Annotated in this window: 15 protein-coding genes; 11 read left to right on the top strand and 4 right to left on the bottom strand. The window is 68.2% G+C overall.

From position 1 onward, the window contains the following. The first annotated feature begins 71 nt into the window (after positions 1–71). From B0I32_RS38440 to B0I32_RS38405, 8 genes are all read left to right on the top strand, one after another. Positions 72–1,319 carry an ABC transporter substrate-binding protein gene (locus B0I32_RS38440; RefSeq protein ID WP_245956292.1) on the top strand — a complete coding sequence of 416 codons (1,248 nt, stop codon included), beginning with the start codon at positions 72–74 and terminating at the stop codon, positions 1,317–1,319. 8 nt (positions 1,320–1,327) lie between these two features. Next, entirely contained in the window at positions 1,328–2,653 is a 1,326-nt protein-coding gene (locus tag B0I32_RS38435) for an ABC transporter substrate-binding protein (RefSeq protein WP_106248128.1), read from the top strand. Positions 2,654–2,665: 12 nt separating this feature from the next. After that, the gene (locus B0I32_RS38430) at positions 2,666–4,042 is read left to right on the top strand and encodes an ABC transporter permease (RefSeq protein ID WP_106248126.1); all 1,377 of its coding nucleotides are present in this window, start codon (positions 2,666–2,668) and stop codon (positions 4,040–4,042) included. Next, positions 4,039–4,938, top strand: a complete 900-nt coding sequence (locus B0I32_RS38425) for a carbohydrate ABC transporter permease (RefSeq protein ID WP_106248125.1) — start codon at positions 4,039–4,041, stop codon at positions 4,936–4,938. The genes B0I32_RS38430 and B0I32_RS38425 overlap by 4 nt, the downstream gene beginning before the upstream one ends. An 84-nt stretch (positions 4,939–5,022) precedes the next feature. Continuing rightward, positions 5,023–5,700, top strand: a complete 678-nt coding sequence (locus tag B0I32_RS38420) for a uracil-DNA glycosylase (protein WP_106248123.1) — start codon at positions 5,023–5,025, stop codon at positions 5,698–5,700. A gap of 10 nt (positions 5,701–5,710) precedes the next feature. Beyond that, positions 5,711–6,031 (top strand): hypothetical protein, encoded by a 321-nt coding sequence (locus B0I32_RS38415; RefSeq protein ID WP_106248121.1) that lies wholly within the window; start codon positions 5,711–5,713, stop codon positions 6,029–6,031. Between the two features lie 110 nt (positions 6,032–6,141). Continuing rightward, positions 6,142–6,432, top strand: a complete 291-nt coding sequence (locus B0I32_RS38410) for an MTH1187 family thiamine-binding protein (RefSeq protein WP_106248119.1) — start codon at positions 6,142–6,144, stop codon at positions 6,430–6,432. A 167-nt stretch (positions 6,433–6,599) separates the two neighbouring features. After that, a complete protein-coding gene (locus B0I32_RS38405) occupies positions 6,600–8,195 on the top strand; it encodes an FAD-dependent monooxygenase (RefSeq protein ID WP_106248118.1) in 1,596 nt (531 codons plus the stop codon). Between the two features lie 147 nt (positions 8,196–8,342). On the opposite strand, the gene B0I32_RS38400 is transcribed toward B0I32_RS38405, so the two are convergent. Beyond that, on the bottom strand, positions 8,343–9,446 hold the full coding sequence (locus B0I32_RS38400; protein ID WP_245956291.1) for a serine hydrolase domain-containing protein: 1,104 nt from the start codon (positions 9,444–9,446) through the stop codon (positions 8,343–8,345). A gap of 282 nt (positions 9,447–9,728) precedes the next feature. Here B0I32_RS38400 and B0I32_RS56825 point away from each other — a divergent pair, with 282 nt between their 5' ends. After that, positions 9,729–10,076 carry a hypothetical protein gene (locus tag B0I32_RS56825; protein ID WP_146178474.1) on the top strand — a complete coding sequence of 116 codons (348 nt, stop codon included), beginning with the start codon at positions 9,729–9,731 and terminating at the stop codon, positions 10,074–10,076. A gap of 1,926 nt (positions 10,077–12,002) precedes the next feature. After that, entirely contained in the window at positions 12,003–12,983 is a 981-nt protein-coding gene (locus B0I32_RS38395) for a hypothetical protein (RefSeq protein WP_106248116.1), read from the top strand. Between the two features lie 670 nt (positions 12,984–13,653). Here B0I32_RS38395 and treZ read toward each other — a convergent pair. The 3 genes from treZ to glgX are packed head-to-tail and all read right to left on the bottom strand — an operon-like array spanning position 13,654 to position 20,075. Continuing rightward, the gene (gene treZ, locus B0I32_RS38390; protein ID WP_106248114.1) at positions 13,654–15,369 is read right to left on the bottom strand and encodes a malto-oligosyltrehalose trehalohydrolase; all 1,716 of its coding nucleotides are present in this window, start codon (positions 15,367–15,369) and stop codon (positions 13,654–13,656) included. Continuing rightward, positions 15,359–17,989 (bottom strand): malto-oligosyltrehalose synthase, encoded by a 2,631-nt coding sequence (gene treY / locus B0I32_RS38380; protein WP_245956290.1) that lies wholly within the window; start codon positions 17,987–17,989, stop codon positions 15,359–15,361. The genes treZ and treY overlap by 11 nt, the downstream gene beginning before the upstream one ends. Then, the gene (gene glgX / locus B0I32_RS38375) at positions 17,982–20,075 is read right to left on the bottom strand and encodes a glycogen debranching protein GlgX (protein WP_106248381.1); all 2,094 of its coding nucleotides are present in this window, start codon (positions 20,073–20,075) and stop codon (positions 17,982–17,984) included. The genes treY and glgX overlap by 8 nt, the downstream gene beginning before the upstream one ends. Positions 20,076–20,299: 224 nt before the next feature. On the opposite strand from glgX, the gene mscL reads away from it, so the two are divergent. Next, the gene (gene mscL, locus B0I32_RS38370; RefSeq protein ID WP_106248112.1) at positions 20,300–20,722 is read left to right on the top strand and encodes a large conductance mechanosensitive channel protein MscL; all 423 of its coding nucleotides are present in this window, start codon (positions 20,300–20,302) and stop codon (positions 20,720–20,722) included. The last annotated feature ends 23 nt before the right edge of the window (positions 20,723–20,745 follow it).

Here is a 20,745-nt window from a genome sequence, read left to right as displayed (position 1 = left end):
ATTACAGGTGTGCATAACATGAATGCATCTACCTAACACGTATGTAAACCGATCCCAATGCGGAGGTAACAGTGCTTCGCTCGCTGCCGGTGCTGCTGGCCGTCGCCCTGGCGGCCGGATGCGCGGCGACGGGCGACGAGGGCGGCGGCGAGACCGGGACGGGCGGCACAGGCCCGATCACGTTCGCCACCGGACGCGACACCACGGCGTACCTGCAACCCCTGCTGGATCGCTGGAACCAGGCCCACCCGGCCGAGAAGGTGACGCTGCTGGAGCTGCCCGAGGCCGCCGACGAGCAGCGCGCCCAGATCGGGGCCAACCTCCAGGCCCGCAGCAGCCGCTACGACGTGCTGGGGCTCGACGTCGTGTGGACCGCCGAATTCGCGGAGAACGGCTGGATCATCCCCCTGGAGCGCGGGTTGTTCCCGCTCGACAGGTTCCTGCCGCCCGTCGTGGAGACGGCGATCTACAAGAACAAGCTCTGGGCCGTCCCGTACACGAGCAACGCCGGGTTGCTCTACTACCGGACGGACCTGGTGCGCAAGCCGCCCAGAACGTGGGCCGAGCTTCGCCACCAATCCCGACAAATCACGAAAAAGCACAACATAGGGGGCTATGCGGGGCAGTTTCTTGCCTACGAGGGGCTCACGGTCAACTTCTCCGAGGCCGTGCAGTCGGCCGGCGGGCAGATCGTCAGCCAGGACGGAACCGAGGTCACCCTCGACCCCGTCAAGGGCGGCACCGCGCTCGACTTCCTGCTCCAGGGGTTGCGCGAGGGCTGGATCCCCAAGGAGTCGCTGAGCTACAAGGAGGAGGAGTCGCGCCTGGCCTTCCAGGAGGGCCGGCTGGCCTTCGCCAGGAACTGGCCGCACGCGTACGGACCGGCCAAGGCCGAGCTGGGCCGCAAGCTGGGCGTGACCCGGCTGCCCGGTCTCAACGGCCCCGGTTCCAGCACGCTGGGCGGCGCGAACCTCGCCATCAGCGCCTACTCCAAGCACCAGCACACCGCCCAGGAGTTCATCCGCTACTTCACGAGCCTGGAGAACGAGCGCCGGGTCCTCACCGAGGGCTCGTTCCCGCCCGTGTGGACCGAGCTCTACGACGACCCCGAGCTCATCAAGCGTTTCCCCTACCTGCCCGTCCTCAAGGAGAGCATCCTCGCCGCCAGGGCGCGGCCGGTGAGCGCCAACTACAACCAGCTCAGCCTGGTGATCGCCAGTTCGGTCGCCAAGGCGCTGGGCAACCCCTCTCCGGAGTCCGCCGACGACGTCGCGGCCTCCATGAAGTCAGAACTCGAAGAGATCATCAGAACCCAGTGAGGCAAGCCATGCGAAAAGGCAGAGCAGCAGCGATCCTGGCCGGGCTCGCGGTAGCCGTCGCCGCCTGCGGTAACGCGCCGACGACCACCGAGCCCACCGCGTCTGCGTCGGCGCCCGCCACCGGCGGAGGCGACAAGACGCTCCAGGGTGTGAAGCTCGAAGTCGCCGCCAAGTGGACCGGGGCGGAGCAGAAGAACTTCGAGCAGGTGCTCAAGGCTTTCGCCGACAAGACCGGCGCCGAGGTCACCTACGCCTCCACCGGCGAGGACACGGGCGCCTACCTGGGCCCGCGCATCCAGGGCAACAACCCGCCGGACGTGGCGATCCTGCCGCAGCCGGGCCTGGTGCAGCAGTACGCGGAGCAGAAGGCGCTCAAGCCGCTGTCCGCCGACGTCACCAAGGAGATCGACGCCAACTACACCCCGTACTGGAAGGAGCTCGGCTCCGTCGACGGGCAGGTCTACGGCGTGCTGATCAAGGCGGCGCACAAGTCGCTGGTCTGGTACCGCTCGTCGGCCTTCGAGGAGGCGGGCGTGCAGCCGGCCACCACCTGGGACGAGCTGGTGAAGTCGGCGCAGACCCTGGCCGACTCCGGCACCGCGCCGTTCTCGCTCTGCGGCGCCTCCGGCTGGACGCTGACCGACCTCTTCGAGAACGTCTACCTGTCCACCGCGGGCCCGGAGAACTACGACAAGCTCTCCAAGCACGAGATCCCGTGGACCGACCCGAGCGTGAAGACCGCGCTGGAGAAGATCGCGCAGATCGCGGGCAAGAAGGAGTTCGTCGCGGGCGGCTCGTCGGGCGCGCTCCAGACCGACTTCCCCACCTGCGTGAACGACGTCTACAGCACCAAGAAGGCCGCCATGGTGATCGAGGCCGACTTCGTGGCCGTCGAGGCCGTGCAGTCGGGCGCCAAGCTCGGCGAGGAGGCGAAGTACTTCCCGTTCCCCAAGGCCGGTGACACCGCCCCCGTCGTGCTCGGCGGCGACGTCGCGGTGGCCATGAAGGACTCCCCCGGCGCCATGGCGCTGGTGCAGTTCCTGGCCTCCAAGGAAGGCGGCGAGATCTGGGCCAAGCTGCCCGGCTACCTGTCGCCCAACAAGAACGTCTCCCCCGACAACTACCCCGACGAGCTGACCAAGCAGCTCGGCCAGACGATCGTCTCGGCCGGCGACGCCGTCCGCTACGACATGTCGGACCTGGCCCCCAGCGCCTTCGGTGGCACCGACGGCAAGGGCGAGTGGAAGGTGCTGCAGGACTTCCTGCGCAACCCCACCGACGTCAAGGGCACGCAGGACGCGCTCGAAGCCGAGGCCAAGAAGGCCTGGAAGTAAAGAGGTAAGGCCGTGACCGAACGGTTGGACGGCCGGCAGGACTCGCCCGCGGCGGAGGCCGCGGGCGAGCCCCCCACCGGACCGGCTGATACCCCCCGCAAGAGAACACGCCTAGGCCCCTCGCCGACGGTCGCCATCTTCTTCCTCCTGCCCGCGGCGCTGCTGCTGGGCATCTGGGTGATCTATCCGATCGTCTTCTCCATCTTCCGGAGCCTGTTCGACTCGGTGGGCACCGGATTCGTGGGGCTGGGCAACTACGCCACGATCTTCAGCGATGCGGGCATGCTCACCACGATCCGCAACAACCTCATCTGGGTCGTCGTCGCGCCGATCATCGTCACCACGCTGGGCCTGATCTTCGCGGTGCTGACCGAGCGGATCAGGTGGGCGACGGCGTTCAAGCTGATCGTGTTCATGCCGATGGCCGTCTCGCTGATGGCCGCCGGCGTCATCTTCCGCCTCGTCTACGAGGAGAACCCGGACAAGGGCCTGGCCAACGCCATCCTCACCACCGTCCACGACACGTTCTCCTCCTCGCAGGGCTACCCCGAGGCGCGCCCGCGTGAGGGCGACCAGTCCCAGGTGGCCGCCCAGGACGGTGGCGTCGTCACCAAGCAGCCCGCCCAGGCGGGCCGGCCGGTGCTGATCCCGATCGTCGGCGTCAAGCCGGACGTCATGCCGTCCAACGCGCAGGCCGCGCAGGCTCCGGCGGGCGACGGGCTGTCCGGCACCGTCTGGTTCGACTTCACACCGGGTGGCGGCGGCCAGAGCGGCGCGATCGACGGCACCGAGAAGGGCCTGCCCGGCATGACCGTCGAGGCGGTGCAGAACGGCCAGGTCGCGGCGACCGCCACGACCGCGGAGAACGGCTCGTTCCGCTTCGACGGCCTGGCTCCCGGGTCCTACGTCGTACGGCTGCCGCAGTCGAACTTCGAGGCCTCGTACGGCGGTCTGACCTGGCTCGGCCCGGCGCTCATCACCCCTGCCATCATCGGCGCGTTCGTCTGGGTGTGGGCCGGGTTCGCCATGGTGCTGATCGCGGCCGGCCTGGCGGCGATCCCGCGTGACGCCCTGGAGGCGGCCCGCATCGACGGCGCCACGGAGTGGCAGGTGTTCCGCAAGATCACCGTGCCGCTGCTGTCGCCGGTCCTGCTCGTCGTCTTCGTGACGATGATCATCAATACCCTGAAGGTGTTCGACCTGGTCTTCATCATCGCCCCGTCCTCGGTGCAGCCACAGGCGAACGTGGTCGCGCTGGAGATGTGGCGCGTGTCGTTCGGCGGCGGCGGAAACCAGGGACTGGGCAGTGCGCTGGCCATCTTCCTGCTCATTCTGGTCCTTCCCTTCATGATCATGAACATCCGCAGGTTCAGGAGGGAAGACACGTGACCACGGCAACCGCTACGGCTCCGAAGGGGCTGGAGGCCGGGGCGCCGCGCAGGAGCCTGGCCAGCAAGATCGTCGATCGCATCGGCAGCGGCGCGGTCCAGGTGATCATGGTGCTGCTCGGCCTGTTCTGGCTGGTGCCCACGCTCGGCCTGCTGGTCGTCTCGATGCGGACCAACCAGGTCAACAGCGCCGAGGGCTGGTGGACGATCTTCACCAAGCCGGCCGAGCTGACCATCCAGAACTACGCCAACCTGCTGGGCAGCGGCTTCACCGCCTCGTTCTGGAACACCGTGCTGATCACCGTGCCGACCACGGTCCTGGTGATCGGCATCGCGGCCATGGCGGCGTACGCGTTCGCCTGGATGGACTTCCCCGGCCGCGACACCTCGTTCCTCATCGTCGTCGGACTGCTGATCGTGCCGATCCAGATCGCGCTGATCCCCGTCGCCTCCCTCTACGGCGGCGCCGGCATCTTCGGCTCGATCCCCGGCGTGGTGCTGTTCCACGTGGCGTTCGGGCTTCCGTTCGCGATCTTCCTGCTGCGTAACTTCTTCGTCGGCATCCCGTCGTCGCTGCTGGAGGCGGCGCGCATGGACGGCGCCTCGGAGTGGAAGATCTTCGCCTCGGTGGTCTTCCCGCTGGGCAAGCCGGCCATCGCCTCGCTGGGCATCTTCCAGTTCCTGTGGGTGTGGAACGACATGCTCATCGCGTTGGTCTTCGCCGACACCGGCAACCAGCCGATGACCAAGTATCTGCAGTCTCAGATGCGGCAGTTCGGGTCGAACGTGGACATTCTCTCGTCCGGTGCGTTCATGTCGCTGATCATTCCGCTGGTCCTGTTCTTCGCGTTCCAGCGGTACTTCGTCCAGGGCATGATGTCCGGCTCGGTGAAGTAGCCCGCCGCCTCGTGATCATTCTGGTACGGCTCGCCCCGACGTTTGGGGGACGAGCCGTACCAGACCTGGCTAAGCTCAACGGCCATGGCCGGTCGTCCACTGAATGAAGTCGTCGAAGCCGGATGGGCTCGCGCGCTCGAGCCCGTATCCGAGCAGATCTCCCTGATGGGCGAGTTCCTGCGCAAGGAAATCGCCGAAGGCAGACAGTACCTTCCCGCGGGCGCGAACGTGCTGCGCGCGTTCAACCAGCCCTTCGACGAGGTCAAGGTGCTGATCGTGGGCCAGGATCCCTATCCCACGCCCGGCCACCCCGTCGGGCTGTCGTTCTCGGTGGCCCCCGACGTGCGGCCGCTGCCGGGCAGCCTGGTCAACATCTACAAGGAGATGGAGACCGACCTCGGCCTGCCCAGGCCGGCGAACGGCGACCTGACGCCGTGGGCCGACCAGGGCGTGCTGCTGCTCAACAGGGTGCTCACCGTCATGCCCGGCAAGCCCGCCTCCCACCGCGGCAAGGGCTGGGAACAGGTCACCGAGCAGGCCATCCACGCCCTGGTGGCGCGTAACAAGCCGATGGTGGCGATCCTGTGGGGCCGCGACGCGCGCAACCTGGCGCCCATGCTCGGCGACGTGCCGCGGGTCGAGTCCGCCCACCCCTCCCCCCTGTCGGCGCGCAGCGGCTTCTTCGGCTCGCGGCCGTTCAGCCGGGCCAATGAGCTGCTCATCCAGCAAGGCGCGGCGCCTGTCGAGTGGAAGCTGCCCTAGCATCGTCGCCATGAGTGATGAATCGAAGTTCCTGCGCCTGACGGTCGAACTGACCGTCGAGGTGCTCGACATGGACGCGCTGCAGGCCGCGGCGCTGGCCGAGATCCGGCACCCCGACTCCGACCTCACCGAGGAGGAGCGGACCGAGCAGGCCGAACTGGTCTCGTCCGACGACTCCGGGGCCTCCGCGCTGCAGTGGCTGATCGAGCCGGACCACGTGCTCGCTCTCGTCGACCACATCAGCGAGATCGAGCCCCGCGAGGCCGTTCTCGGCGTCGAGCCGGCCGAGGAGCCGAGCGACGAAGAGGAAGACGAGCACGAGCACGCCTGAGGTTGAGCGGTGGCCACGACGTTGTCAGGCGTCGTGGCTTTTCGCTGTTCGCCGGTCGTTCTTCGCCTGTTGTCTAAGATCAGAACCTTCGTCAACCGAGAGGTTCTCCGATGATCGTCGCATTCTCCATCACCCCGCTGGGCGTCGGCGAAGGGGTCGCCGAGCCGGTCGCCCGCGCCGTCAAGGTCGTCCGTGACAGCGGGTTGCCGAACCGCACCGACGCCATGTTCACCACCGTCGAGGGCGAGTGGGACGAGGTCATGGACGTGGTCAAGCGCGCCGTGGACGCCGTGGGCGAGGTCGCGCCGCGGGTGAGCCTCGTACTGAAGGCCGATCTGCGTCAAGGGGTCTCGGACGGGATGACCTCCAAGCTCGAGTCCCTGGAACGCCACCTCTCCTAGAGATCTCCGGCGGGCGGCCTGTGCCGACGGCCCGGGCCGTCCGGGCGGTTTTTCGCGCCGTACGGAACTCTCCTCTTTCGCGATATATCTTGACTGTCTCCGCAGACGCGACATATCGTGTCGAACGGTCGATAACGCGATAGTACGCGTTCCCGGAGGTGTTTTCCATGGAGCAAGAGCGAGTGCCGGTCCTGGTGGTCGGCGCCGGATACGCCGGCCTGAGCGCCGCGACCCTGCTGGCCTGGCGCGACGTACCCGTCATGCTGGTCGAACGGCATCCGGGCACATCCGTCCAGCCCAAGGCGTTCGGCGTGGGGCCGCGCGCGCTTGAGCTGCTGCGTCCCGTACCGGGGATCGAGGAGGAGCTGACCGGCGTCTGGGCCGGCATCGGCGACAACATGCGCATCGCGATCGCCCGCGACCTGGCCGACCCGGAACCGCACATGATCATGGGCGACGAGAAGGAGGAGCTGGCCTTCATGCGCGAGCTCACCCCCGTCGCCATGGTGGGCGCGCCCCAGTCCGAGATCGAGCGCCTGCTCCGCGTCAAGGCCGAGGAACTGGGCGCCGATTTGCGCTTCTCCACCGAGCTCATCTCGCTGGAGCAGGACGACGACGGGGTGACGGCCCTCATCCGCTCGCGCGACGGCGACCGGCTCGTCCGCGCCGACTACGTGATCGCCGCCGACGGCTGGCGCAGCCCGCTGCGCGAGTCCCTCGGCGTGCCCACCACCGGCAAGGGCACGCTGGGGCAGATGTGCTCGATCATGTTCGACGCCGACCTGTCCGGGCTGGTCAACGAGCGGGAGGTGACGCTCTGGTACCTGCAGAACGACGTCTTCACCGGCGTGATCGTGACCGGCACGGGAGTCGGGGCCCACGTGCTCGGCGTCAATCTCGCCGAGGGCGAGAGCGCGGCCGACTTCACCACCGAACGCTGCGTCGACCTCGTCCGCTTGGCCGTCGCCCGGCCGGAGCTGGGCGTACGGGTGCTGGACAAGGCCACGTTCGACATCGGGCACGTGCTCGCGCGGACGTACCGGGCGGGGCGGGTGTTCCTGGCCGGAGACGCCGCCCACACGATGCCGCCCACCGGCGGGCAGGGCGGCAGCACGGCGCTCCAGGACGGGTGTGACCTAGCCTGGCGGCTGTGGCTGGTGCTGACGGAACAGGCCGGGGAGCAGTTCCTGGACACCTATGACGCCGAACGCCGTCCCGCCGGCACGCTGACCGCCGACGCGCAGCTCGCCAACCTCGGCGTACGCATGCCGCCCGCGGCCCGCGTGGGCTATCCGGAGCCGCTGGAGGACCCGGTCGGACTGCTGCTCGGCCTGCGCTACCACTCCACCGCGATCCTCGACGAGCCCGGCGACGACGGCTCCATCCTCGAGGACCCGCGCGTGCCCGACGGGCGTCCCGGCAGCCGGGCGCCGCACGTGGAGCTCGACTGGGACGGGCAGCGCATCTCCACCGTCGACCTGTTCGGCTCCGGCTTCGTCCTCATGGCCGCGACGCCCGCCGGCCAAGGGTGGGTGGAGGCGGGGCGGCTGGTCAAGGAGCGGCTCGGGGTGCGGCTCACGCGGCTGCTGGTGGACGACGAGCTGATGGACGTGCACGGGCGTTTCCAGGAGCGGTACGGGGTGGGCGGGGGCGGCGCCGTACTGGTGCGGCCGGACGGGTATGTGGCGTGGCGGTCCAAGGACGCCGTCGCCGATCCGGTGAACACGCTGGAGCAGGCCCTGCGCCGCATCCTGAGCCGCTGACCTTTCCGGGGCGCGTCTCGACCCGCACCCGTCCGCGTCTCCGAACGAGAGAGTCCCGCGTCCACACACAGGAGGAACCCGCACCCCGGCACCGGAAAGACCCGCGCCCCGCCTCGTGGACAGGGAACCGGCGCCTTCCTTCGGCCCTCAACTCCTCCCGCAGAGGGCCTTGGCCGCGATGCCCATGACCTCCTCGGTGGACGGGTTCCTGGTCGAGGGGTTGATCGACAGGACCATCGACCTGCCGGCGTCGGAGCGGAAGGCGAACGTCATGTACCCGATCAGCTCCCCGCTGTGCCCCCACACGGTCCCGCACGGCAGCGGGTAGGCCTGCAACCCCAGCCCGTAGGCGAACCCGGCCTTCGTCTTGACGGTCGTCTTCATCGCGCGCAGCGACGCGGCACTGGTCAGCTTGCCGCCCAGCAGCGCCGACATGAACCGCTCCAGGTCCGCCGTCGTCGAGATCATCTCTCCGGCCGCCCAGTCGAGGGAGGGATTCATCCGGGTCGCGTCCACCAGCCGGGGCATCGGCTCGTACCCCTTGGCGTGCGGCGACGGCACCCCGGCCCGGTCGCCCGGCACCACCGTGTGCCGCAGTTTCAGCGGACGCAGAATGCGCCGTTCGACCTCTTCGCCGTAGGACCGCCCCGTCAGCTTGCCCACCAGCAGCCCGAGCACCACGTAGTTGGTGTTGGAATAGTGCCATTCCCCGTCGTCGGGCAGCTCCTTCGCGAAGGCCACCTTGAGCAGTTCGCCCGGCTTGTACGAACGGAACCGCGCGTCGCCGCGCCACCGGTTGGTCGAATAGCCCGGCTCGCTCATGTAGTCGTACAGGTGGCTGGAGTGGTTGAGCAGCGCGCGGACCGTGATGCCCGCACCGCCCGGCACGAGGCCCGGCAGGTGCCGTTCGATGGGGTCGTCGAGCCGTACCTTGCCCTCGTCCACGAGCTGCAGCACCACGGTCGCCACGAACGTCTTCGTCACGCTACCGATCCTGAAATATCCGGCAGCCGACGGCCGGCCACCGCTCTTGACGTCCCGCACGCCCACGGCCCCGGACCAGCTCCGCCGTCCGCCCCCGCTCCTGTCTCCTTCGGAGATCCGCGCCAGTACGGCCGTCGCGCCCTTCCCCGCCACGATCTTCTCCATCTCGGGCCGCACCCCGACCACGGCCTTCTCCGCCCCGGCCGCAGCCTGACCGCCCGTGGCGACGGTCACGGCCATCAGCACGCTCATCATCGTCTGCATCATGGGGCCCCACGCTAGGGAGCACGGGGCGGTCCCCAGAATGAGGCACCCCACCCACTCCTCCTGCGGAAAACCACAGCCCCGCCCGGCCCTCACTCTCCGCCGGGGTCTAACAGTCCGCTCTGATTCCGTCAATCCCTTGAGCGGCCGAACGCCGGCGGATAGCGGATAGCCGCCGATCCACCAGCTCACCAGAATCATGCGAGGGGGGCGTCAACACCAACGCAGCGAAGTTCTCGACGGGAGAAAAGAATGCGGTTACGGCGAACTCTCACGGTTCTCGCCATGGCACTGGGATTCCTCATGCCCTGGGCCTCGACGGCATCGGCCGCACCGACGGAATCGACCGTCTCGGTCGCGGCTGACTGCAACGGGTACCAGCCGTACGCCTATCCTCCGGGCCAGAACGGAGACATCATCACCGGAATCGGCGGCTGCGGCTTCCAAGCCGTCACGGTGGAGATCTGGAAAGACGTGCCATTTCTACCCGACACCCTTGCAGGCTGCTGCCCCCATGGCAGCAGCCCCGTCACCGCATACGCCTACTGCAGCAGCAGCGGCGCCGGTAACTACTACACACTGGCCAGGACGCCGGTCGGCCCCATAGAGTCCGCGCGAAGGTGGCTCTGTTAGCCGACACCGCTAATTGAACGGCTGCATTCTGTGCCCCACCTTCGGGCGCAGAATGCAGCCGTTCTTTCATGAACATGGCTAAATACCAACTGACGTCAAAAGACCGCAGCGCACGACGTCATCGCCACTCCGCAGTTCCCATCCGCTTAACGCCGCCGTCCAACACCGACTCCACTGCGCCGCCCAGCACGGCTTAGCTGTGCCGCTCACAAATCGCCGTCCCGCCCTCAACTCTGATTCCGTCGGTCTAGCGACCATGACCGGATGCGATCCCGCTGAGAGGCGAGGTGCCCAAATCGCGCCCTGACGGCCAATCTGATCACCACCAACCCGCTGCCCGTGCTCAACACCCGGCGGCGCTCCACCGATGACGCGATCTAGCCGCTAGCCGTACCGCCCTGGAACAAGCGCGGCGGCTGCTGCGGCCGATGCCACTGCCGGAACCGGTCGGTACCCCTGTGACCCGCGGCACGCAGGCACCGGCAGGTGCGCACACAGCCGAGATCACGCGGCACCGAGCCGATCCGCCCGCTTTCTCCCGAGCACCTACGCCCATCGGCTCAGCGGCGACACACAAGCGGCGCACGCGAATCCCGAGGCGCCTCAATACCCGCGGCCAGGTCGCCACAGCAGCGGGCGCTGGAGGCGGGCCGCGGTGAACGTCCGGCGGTGCGGTGACCCCGGCCGGATCCAGGGACAACCCTGGTCGAGGTCCCAGAGGCGGACATGGCAGTCGAGGCCCCCTCGATCCCGCACACCGATCGCCTGCAGTGACTCGACCTGCAGAACATGCACGACGGGCCCCTCAAAGACCAGCCAAGCCAACACGCGACAACCCATCCCAAAAACCCCGAGTCGGCCAGCTACCTGTGGATAACCCAACACCATCCACAGAACCGCGTTCGGCTCCCCGCACTCCTGCCCTCACCCTCGATCCTGGGTGCCTCCCAACAACCCGCCCTCAACCAACACGAACCCCACCCGTACCCGAACGCGAACTCCACCCAGCCCCGGCCTCCCCCACAGTCCGACACACGAACCCGACCACTCCGCCCAGCCCGAACTCCGCCCCAGCCCGACACACGAATACCGGTCCGAACTCCCCCGGCACGAACCCCACCTCAACCCAGCACGAACCACGGCCCCTCCACCCAGCCACACCCCGTCCCAGCACGACACACGAACCCGGCCGAACTCCCCCGGCACGAACCGCACCTCAGCCCAGCACGAACCACGGCTACTCCACCCAGCCACACCCCGCCTCAGCCCGAAGCACGAACCCCGGTCCGAACTCTTCCCGTCACGAATCCCACCCAGCCCGGCACGGACCCCATCCGAGCCCGAGATCGAACCGCACCTCACTCCGACCCGAACCCAGCCCGCCCCCACCAAACCCGCACGCAAATCCACCTGAACCCGGCCCGAAACCCGGGCTCGAACCCACCCGCATCAACCCGACCCCAGGTCCACCCCACCCAAATCCGCCACGAGCCCCTGCCGAATCCCTCGCAAATCTGGCACGAACGTCGGTCCGAACCCCACCTCAATCTGTCACAAGCCCCGCTCCGAGCCGCACCCACAACCACCCGAACCCCGCTCAAAACCCAAGCGCCGAACGACCCGAACCCGGCCCAGAACCCGGGCGCGAAACCACCCGAATCCATCTAGAACCCGGACGCGAAAGCATCCGAACACACCCGCAACCGTCCGAACCCGACACTCGCCCTCGGCCCTAACTCCACCCGATCGCCGCGCCTCTCCCGACACGCCCCCGAGCTCGGCCTCGAACCCCACCCCAACTCGGCACAAACCCCGGCCAACTCCCACCTCCCCCCCAGCTCTGGTAGGAACGCCGACCCACGCCCCAACACACCAACCACACCCAACAATCACACCCACCATGCACACGCCGGAGGTACCGCTCACATGAAGATCGCCATCCCCCTCCCCAACATCATCACCTCCCTCTTCATCGTCGCCATGGAGCACGTCCCCTTCGACGTGAAGTCATTCGTGCCCTGGCGCATCGGCAGCACCTTCAGACGGTCTGCCATCAGCTCGACGAACAACGGCACACTGACCGTGACCCACCACCCGACCCCGTGGAGACCGATCGGCACCGCCCTCACCGACGACGAGAGACACCGGCTGCGCCGCACCCGACATCACGTCGTGATCTCCTCGACCGCACCCCCGCACAAACTCCCCACCACCGTCCAGGTCGCCCGGGCCGCGGCGCGGGCGCTGGCCCGCGAGTGCGACGGGTTGCTGATCGACCCGCTGACCAGCTCCACCCTTCTCACGTGCGGCAGATGTCCGGGCGAGCCCGCCGGCTTCAGTCTCGACGACGACTGGCTGTCCTGGGACGCCCAGGTCCACGACGCCGCCACATGCCCGCCGTGGGACCCGGACGACCTGGGTGTCTGCGGCTGCCTGCGCGTCACGTCCCTGGGCCTGCGCCGCTTCGCCCTCCCTGAGATCACCATCGACGGCGCCGCCTGCGCCCACAGCCTGTGCGCCACCAACCTCCTGCGCACGGTGGCCGGTCGCCTACTGACCGATCACCTGTCCCATCTGGCCGCGCACCCGGACGCCAGAGACCGCAAGATCGACGACTACCTCCGCATCCAACCCTCCGACCAGCCGGACGGTGGCCTCCCCTTCGGAGTGCGACTGACACCGTACGACGCGGACGCAGGCGAACTCGGCCGCACCGGCAGCATCCGCCGCCTGAAGATCGGCCCCACCCCAGGCTCAGACCGGGTCAGTTGCCTCAAGGTCGGCCCACCTTCGGGCTTCACCGGCTCCCTGAACGATTGGCTCTGCGCCCGGCAGGCCACCCACCACACAACCCTGACCTCCATCGACTGCCACCCACCCGAGCCTTCCAAGCTCCTGGCCGCATGAAGCCCACCTCCCCATGCGTCGGCCGCGCGCACCTGCCACGGGTGAAGTCGATGGTGCCGGGGTCGGCGCAACGCACGAGACCACCCACGCCGAACACGAACCACCCGCACCAGGCATGGGACCCCACGTACCGCAGGCAAAACCACGCATGTCAAGGGCATGACCACGCACGCCCCACGCGAATCCACGCCTGCCATACGCCGGGCCACCCACGCCCAACACCCGAACCACGCACACCGAACTGCCCCATACCGGACACGTGACCGCACGAACCGAGCGCGGAACTACGCAGGTCGTGGGCGAGACCACGCACGCCCATCGCGAAATCATGCATGCCGTACTCCGGGAGCTCCACGCCTAGCACCGACCACCCACGTCCAACGCCGGACCACGCAGGCCGATCACCGAACCACCCGTACCGGACACGGCACCACACGTAACGCGGACGAAACCACGCTCGCCCAAGGCGGGACCACGCACACCGAGCCGAACCACCCATGCCGGACACAGCACCACATCTACCGAGGGTGGAACCACCCATGCCGCCGACAGGACCACGCACGCCGTACACCCGACCACGCACGCCCAACGCGGGACCACCCGCGCCGAACGCCCGATCACCCGTGCCACGCGCGGGACCGCCCATGCCCGGCACCGCACCCCGAATGGGTCAGGAAGCACCCGGCCGGCTGATCACCAAGGACTGGGCGGGAAGCCGCAGCCCGTCCCCATCCGCCGACACCGGTTCGTCCGAGGTCAGGAGGACCGTCCCGGGCGGGAGCGGCAACGTCGCCGACTCCTGGGAGAAGTTCACCGCGACCGCCAGTTCACCCCTCCACATCAGCAGCCACCTACCCCCCGGATCGACCTCGACCCGGACCCGGTCCAGCCTGGGGTCCGACAGTTCGGGCAGGGCCTTGCGGAGTGCGATCAGGTCGCGATACCAGCACAGCAGCGACCAGTGTTCCTCCTCCTTCACCTCGGTCCAGTCCAGCTTGGAGCGCAGGAAGCTCTCCTCGTCCGAGGGGTTCGGCGCCTCCCAGACGTACCCGAAGCCGTCGAATTCGCGTTCCCGCCGTGTCCCCTCGCTCTCCCGCAGTTCCGGTTCGACGTGGTCGGAGAAGAACAGGAAGGGCGTTCGCGCCCCCCATTCCTCCCCCATGAACAGCATCGGCGTGAAGGGCGAGGTCAGCAGCAGCCCGGCGCCGATCTTGAGCGCGGGGATGGGCAGCCGGTCACCGACGGGCCTGTTGCCGATCTGGTCGTGATTCTGCAGGCAGGCCACCAGCCGGTGACCGGCCACTCCGTCGAAGGAGCCGCCATGCGCACGAGCCCGGAAGCTGGAATAGGTCCCGTCGTGCAGCACTCCGCTCGTCAGCACCTTGGCCAGTGCCGTGAGCTGGGTGAAGTCCTGGTAGTAGCCATGGCTCTCGCCGCTGACCGCGCAGTGCAGGGCGTGGTGCACATCGTCGTTCCACTGCGCCGTCATGCCCAGCCCGCCGGCGTCGAGCGAGCGCACCATGCGCGGGTCGTTGAGGTCGGACTCGGCGATCAGCGACAACGGCCGGCCCACCGAGCAGGCCAGCGCGTCCACCTCCTGGGCCAGCTCGGCCAGCAGGTGCGTGGCGCGTCTGTCGTGCAGCGCGTGGACGGCGTCGAGCCGCAGCCCGTCGATGTGGAAGTCGCGCAGCCACTGCTGCGCGTTGCCGATGAAGTAGCGCCGCACCTCGTCGGAGTCCGGCCCGTCCAGGTTGACCGCTTCGCCCCAGTAGCTGCCGTCATATCCGGCGAAGTAGGGGCCGAACGGCCGGAGGAAGTTCCCCGACGGTCCCAGGTGGTTGTAGACGACGTCCAGGATGACCCCGATCCCGGCTCGATGACAGGCGTCCACGAACGACTTGAGCCCGTCGGGGCCGCCGTACGTCTCGTTCACGGCGTAGAGGTCCACGCCGTCGTATCCCCAGTTACGCCCGCCCGGCACCGGCGCGACCGGCATGACCTCCACGAAGTCCACGCAGAGCTCGACCAGATGCGGCAGCTTCTCGATGGCCGCGACGAACGTCCCCTCCGAGGTGAAGGTGCCGACATGCAGCTCGTAGATCACCGCCCCGCGCAGGTCGCGGCCCTTCCAGTCGTGGTCGGACCAGGTGAAGCGGGCGTGGTCGTACACCGCGCTCGATCCGAAGATGCCGTCCGGCTGGCGCCGCGACCGCGGATCCGGGTACGGCCCGTCGCCGTCCACCACGAACCCGTACCGGGTGCCGTGTCCCGCACCGTCCACCTCCGCCGTCCACCAACCCCCTTCCCCGGCCGACATCGCCCTTCGCCCGCCCAGGACGTCCACTTCGACCACGGTCGCCTTCGGTGCCCAGACCTCAAAGATCATGTCTCTCCAGCAGTGAGACCGGATACTGACCGAGCAGGTGCCCGAGCGGAATCCGCCCGGTGTAGAGGCCGCCGGTGAGCAGATCCCGCCACGTGCCCGGCGGCAGCGTCAACGTCGTGGCTCCCCATCCCGTCGCGGCCAGCCGTACGGGAAGCCGGGTAGCCACAACAACCGCCCGCGCCCGCACCCCGGCCCCGCCCCCAACACCCCATTCCACCGAACCGCTCGTACCCGGACCGGCTGATGTCCCCATGCCCGGCTCGGCAGAACCCCCTTCACCCAGACTGGCCGGCCTCCCTACTCCCGCACCGGCCGAAGCCTCCACCCCCGAACCGCCAGGTGTCTCCCCATCCGGACCAGCCGACGTCGCCGCACTCGATCCGATCAAGCTCCCCTCAGCCGAACCGAGCGGGGTTTCTTCACCCGAACCCGTAGGAGCCCCCACGCCCCAACCCGCCGAAGTCCCTGTGGCTGCCGACGGTCCCGCGCCCGAGCTGGGCGCGGTCACCACAGCGTTGGCGCGGACGGTGCCGCTGGAGCTGGTTTGCGGCCAGGTGTGGGTGGTCCCATCACCCCTGGACCACGGCGCACCCGAACCGGGGGTCCCGCCGAGACCGGCCTCGGCATCCTCATCAGCACCAGTGCCGGCGGGGACGGCCGCGGCCGGGTGGGTGGAGGGGACGGGGTCGGTGCGGGCGAAGGCGATGACGTGGGCGGCGCGTTCGCCTTCCGCCTGTAGCGGGAGGTACGGTGCCGCGGCCCCGAGTCTGCGGCGCAGGCGCAGGGCTTGCGTGGTGACCAGGAGTTTGGCCGAGTCCCATGACGTCTCCGGTTTGCGGGGATACGTCACCGGCCGGCGGTTGTCCGGGTCGACCAGGGAGAAGTCCGTCGTCTCGTTGCCCTGGTACACGTCCGGCACCCCCGGCATCATCAACTGCACCAGCTTGGCCCCGAGTGAGTTGGACATCGCGTACGGGTCGATGCGTTCGGTGAAACCGCCGATCGGCAGGCGTACGGCAGCCTCGGCGAAGGATCTCAGGCGGCGTTCGTAGGAGGGATCAGGATGCACCCAGGAAATGGCGGTCTTGGCCTCGCGGGCCGCTTTGAGCAGATAGTCGGTGAATCGGTCGGCCGAGATCGGCCAGGCGGCCATGAGGTTCTGCCAGGCCAGATGGTCGAGGTGCGGGTCGAAGCTCACCTGCGCCGACCACTCCTCCACCTGCGCCGCCCATTCGCCGGGGATCTCCGACAGCACCGACAGCCGGGCCCGCACGTCCTCCGAGCGCTTGGTGTCGTGGGTGGACAGGGTGGTCATCGAGTACGGAGGCATCTCCTCGCAGAAGGCGTGGAAGTCGGCCACGCTGGTGCCGAAGACGTCGGGCTCACCGCCGACCTCGTTCAGGCAGGCCAGCGGGAACCACCGGTAGAGCGCCGTGTCCTCCACACCCTTGGCCATGACGGGACCGCACGACTGCTGGAAGCGGACGACGGCCTCCGGCGAGCCGTGCAGCACTTCGCGGACCAGCGGGCGGACGGCGGGCGAGCAGGATTCGGCGGCCAGTTCGACGATCTCGGCCGACTCGGGGGGAGGCGGCTCGCCGGGCACCACGTACGCCCGGTAGACCGGCATGGCGGCGAGCAGTTCGCGCACGGCGGCGGGGTCGCAGGAGGTCGCCCGGGCGAGGCGGTCGATCTCGGCGCCGAAGAACAGGTCGAGCACGTCCGTCTTCGACTGTTCCATCACCGGCCGGTATTCGGCGGGTTGTCCGGTCATGTCGGCAAAAAGGCGGACCAGCGGCTCTTTTCCGGCGGGGTCGACGAAGAGGCCGTTGACGCGGTTGAGCACCTCGTAGCCGGAGGTGCCGTCGCAGGCCCAGTCGCCGGGCAGCCGTTCGGGGCCGATGAGGATCTTCTCGACGACCGTCCAGGCGCCGCCCGTGCGCTCGCGCAGCCGCTGGAGGTAGCCGCGCGGATCGGCCAGGCCGTCGGGGTGATCGACGCGCAGACCGTCCACCAGCCCCTCGTCGAGCAGCCAGAAGATCACCTCGTGGGTGGCGAAGAACACCGACGGGTCCTCGACCCGCAGCCCGATCAGCGACGACACGTCGAAGAAGCGCCGGTAGCCGGGCCCTTCGCGCCAGTCGACCAGGCGATAGTGGCCGGGGTGGGGGTAGGCGTGCTCGTGGTAACGCAGCACGTCGCCGTCGACGACGGGCTCGGTGTCGTCGCCGAGCACGGGCAGCGCGACCTTCCCGTCCTGCCAGTCGATGTCGAACCACTTGGCGTACGGCGAGCCGGGGCCGTCCTTGAGCACCGACCAGAACTGGGCGTTCACCGTGTTCATGTGGTTGGGCACGATGTCCACCACGATGCCCAGATCGTGGGCGGCGAGTTGCTGGGCCATCTCCCTGAACCCGGTGGCCCCGCCGAACTCGTCTCTGATCCGGGAGTGGTCGGTGACGTCGTAGCCGTGCCGCGACTCCGGCGTCGCCTGGAGGATCGGAGACAGATAGACGTGGCTCACGCCCAGGTCGCGCAGGTAGCCGGCGATCTCGGCCACCTGGGCGAAACCGAAGTCGGGGGTGAGCTGGACCCGGTAGGTGGAGACGGGTCTAGACACGGCGCAGCACCCGTACGCTGCGGCCGGGCACCGCGATGCCCTCGCCCGCCTTGATCATCCGCACGTCGAGCTTGATCGGCATGGCCGTGTCGATCTCGGTGTGCCACATCTCGCCGTAGTCCTTGGGGATCGTGAACTTGATCGTGTCGTAGTGGGCGTTGAACAGCAGCAGGAAGGAGTCGTCCCGGATCGGCCGGCCACGCCGGTCGGGTTCGGTGATGGCGTCGCCGTTGAGGAAGACGGCCAGCGACTTGGCGTAGCCCACGTTCCAGTCGCTGTCGGTCATCTCTTCGCCGGACGGGGTGAGCCACGCGATGTCGTTCAGCCCACGCACCGGTTTGCCATAGAAGAACCTTCTACGCCGGAAGACGGGATGTTTCTTTCTCAGCTCGGCCAGGCTCTGGGTGAACTCCAGCAGCAGCCAGTTCTCCCTGATGTCCGACCAGTCCACCCAGGTCAGATCGTTGTCCTGGCAGTAGCCGTTGTTGTTGCCGCGCTGCGTGCGCCCGAGCTCGTCGCCGTGGGAGAGCATCGGCACGCCCTGCGACAGGAACAGCGTGGTGAGGAAGTTACGTTTCTGCTGCTCGCGCAGCGACTCGATGGCGATGCCGGCGGGGCCCTCCTCCCCGCAGTTCCAGGACCTGTTGTCGTCGGTGCCGTCGCGGTTGCCCTCCTTGTTGGCCTCGTTGTGCTTGTTGTTGTACGAGACCAGATCCTGCAGCGTGAAGCCGTCGTGGCAGGTCACGAAGTTGATCGAGGCGGCGGGGCGGCGGCTGTCGTCCTTGTAGAGGTCGCTCGACCCGGTGAACCGGGAGCCGAACTCGGGCAGCGTGGCCGCCTGCCCCCGCCACAGGTCGCGGATCGTGTCGCGGTAGCGGCCGTTCCACTCCGTCCACCGCGAGGGGAAGTTGCCGACCTGGTAGCCGCCCGGCCCGACGTCCCACGGCTCGGCGATCAGCTTGACCTGCGACAGCACCGGGTCCTGCTGCACCAGGTCGAAGAAGGCGCTCAGCCGGTCGACCTCGTGCAGCTCCCTGGCCAGCGTCGAGGCCAGGTCGAACCTGAACCCGTCGACGTGCATCTCGATGACCCAGTAGCGCAGCGAGTCCATGATCATCTGCAGGACGTGCGGCGAGCGCATGAGCAGGCTGTTGCCGGTGCCCGTGGTGTCCACGTAGTACCGCTTGTCGTTCTCGACCAGCCGGTAGTAGTTGAGGTTGTCGATCCCCCTGAACCCCAGCGTCGGCCCGAGGTGGTTGCCCTCGGCGGTGTGGTTGTAGACGACGTCGAGAATGACCTCGATGCCCGCTTCGTGCAGCGAGCGCACCATCGCCTTGAACTCCAGCACCTGACCGCCCCGCTGCCCCTGGCTGGAATAGCGGTTGTGCGGGGCGAAGAAGCCGATCGAGTTGTAACCCCAGTAGTTGGACAGCCCGCGCTGCTCAAGGATGTGATCGGTGACGAACTGGTGCACCGGCATCAGTTCCAGCGCCGTCACGCCCAGCTTGGTCAGATGATCGAGGATCTCCGGATGGCCGAGCGCCGCGTACGTGCCGCGCAGGTGCCGCGGGATCTTCGGGTGGCTGATCGTCAGCCCGCGCACGTGCGCCTCGTAGATCACGGTGTCGTGGTACGGCGTCGCGGGAGGGCGGTCGTGGCCCCAGCCGAAGAACGGGTTGATCACGATCGACCGCGGCACGTAAGGGGCGGAGTCGAGGTCGTTCCTGGTGTCGGGCTGGCCGAAACGGTAGCCGTACACCGCCTCGTTCCAGTCGACGCCGCCCTCGATGGCCATGGCGTACGGGTCGAGCAGCACCTTCGACGGATTGCAGCGCAGGCCGCGCGCCGGATCGTAGGGACCGTGGATGCGGTAGCCGTACCGCTGCCCCGGCCCGATCCCCGGCAGATAGCCGTGCCAGATGAACCCGTCCACCTCGGCCAGCGGCACCCTCGACTCGACGTTGGACTCGTCGAACAGGCACAGCTCCACCTTGTCCGCGACCTCGGTGTAGAGCGAGAAGTTCGTGCCCGCGCCGTCGTAGGTGGCCCCGAGCGGATAGGGGTCTCCCGGCCAGATCTCGATCATCGAGGCTCCCTTGCGGTCTTTCCCCATGGTCTGTTCCCCCGCTCCCCCCGACAACCCCGGGCCCGACTGATCACCCTGTTCCTTCCCACGCTTGCGTCGTCCTTACTCCGCCCGAGGTCAACGGGGGTGAGCCGCCCCCGACGGCGCGGTGTCGAAGACGGCTCACGCACCCAGCATGCGCCTGCGTCCGTTTGCCGTCGCCCTTCGCGGCAACATCCGGTGTCATGGGCGGATTCAAACAGTTCTTACTCCGAGGCAACATCGTCGAACTCGCGGTCGCGGTGATCATCGGCGCCACGTTCAGCGGTCTGGTGCAGGCGCTGGTCACCGATCTGGTCACCCCGCTGATCGGAGCGATCACCGGCGGCCGGCAGCCCGACTTCGCCGACTACTCGTTCACGGTCAACGGCAGTCGTTTCCTGTACGGCGACTTCCTCAATCACCTGCTCAGCTTTCTGATCATCGCGGCCGTCGTGTACTGGTTGATCGTGGCTCCGATGACCCGGCTGATCTCTCTGTTCGACCGGAACAAGGCGGCCACCACCAAGCAGTGCCCCGAATGCCTGTCCGACATTCCCGCCGAGGCCCGCCGTTGCGCGAACTGCACGGTCGTGCTGGTGCCGGATTCGGAAAAGCCCAGGCAGTGAGGCGCGACCCGGGTGCGGGCGTC

The sequence above is a fragment of the Nonomuraea fuscirosea genome, assembly GCF_003001935.1.
In the GTDB taxonomy this organism is placed as follows: Bacteria; Actinomycetota; Actinomycetes; order Streptosporangiales; family Streptosporangiaceae; genus Nonomuraea; species Nonomuraea fuscirosea.
This window is presented reverse-complemented; position numbering and strand designations above follow the sequence as displayed.